General features: G+C 46.4%; 1 protein-coding gene. It reads left to right on the top strand.

The genetic code is table 11. The features are described from left to right. Positions 1-810, top strand: an 810-nt coding sequence (locus tag P343_RS27530; RefSeq protein WP_023510050.1) for an alpha/beta fold hydrolase, incomplete at both ends; no start/stop codon positions are given.

Here is an 810-nt window from a genome sequence, read left to right on the forward strand (position 1 = left end):
AATTTAGCAAAGGAGTGGGCCGATAGAGGGAAATACACTACTTGGACTTCTACAGTGCCTGAAAATGCTCGTTTTGGGCCTCTCGATGTGTTTACAATTTGCGCAGGTAACATAGACAATCCTGCCATTCTCTTCATTCATGGTTATCCCACAAGCAGTTTTGACTTTCGGGAGTTGTTCGAGGAATTGAGTCAGGATTATTACGTCTGTGCGATTGATACACCTGGTTACGGGTTTTCTTCGAAGCCTCGAGACGGATATGTATACTCCATCCACGATGACGCACGTTTGGTGGATCACGTCGTTCGAGAAGTGTTGAAGCTCGATAAGTTTGCCCTGTTCACTCATGATAAAGGAGACACCGTGGGCTTTGCCTTGCTGGCGCTGTATCAGAAATACAGTGAATGTCCATATCAGATTACTCATCATTTCATCACCAATGGCAATGTCTATCTGCCATTGGCGCAACTCACGCAGCTTCAAATACAGCTACTCGATCCGGTGTCCGGCCCGGCCCTGTCCTCCAATCTCAACGGCACGATCTTGGCGCAAGCTCTTGCAACGTTGACGTATTCGAAAACCTTGTCTTCTGACGAAATCGCATCACTCGCTTCCATCTTTGATTATCAGGACGGAGCCAATGTTCAACACGATGTCATTCAATATCTCAATCAGCGTTCACAATTCGAAGTAGGCTGGCTTGAGACGTTGCATAAAAGCGATGTGCCGACCACAATCATTTGGGGGGAACAGGATCAAATTTCACCGATTCGTGTTCCTGATTATGTCTGGACGACATATCTGAAATCT

The organism is Sporolactobacillus laevolacticus DSM 442, from assembly GCF_000497245.1.
Classification (GTDB): domain Bacteria; phylum Bacillota; class Bacilli; order Bacillales; family Sporolactobacillaceae; genus Sporolactobacillus; species Sporolactobacillus laevolacticus.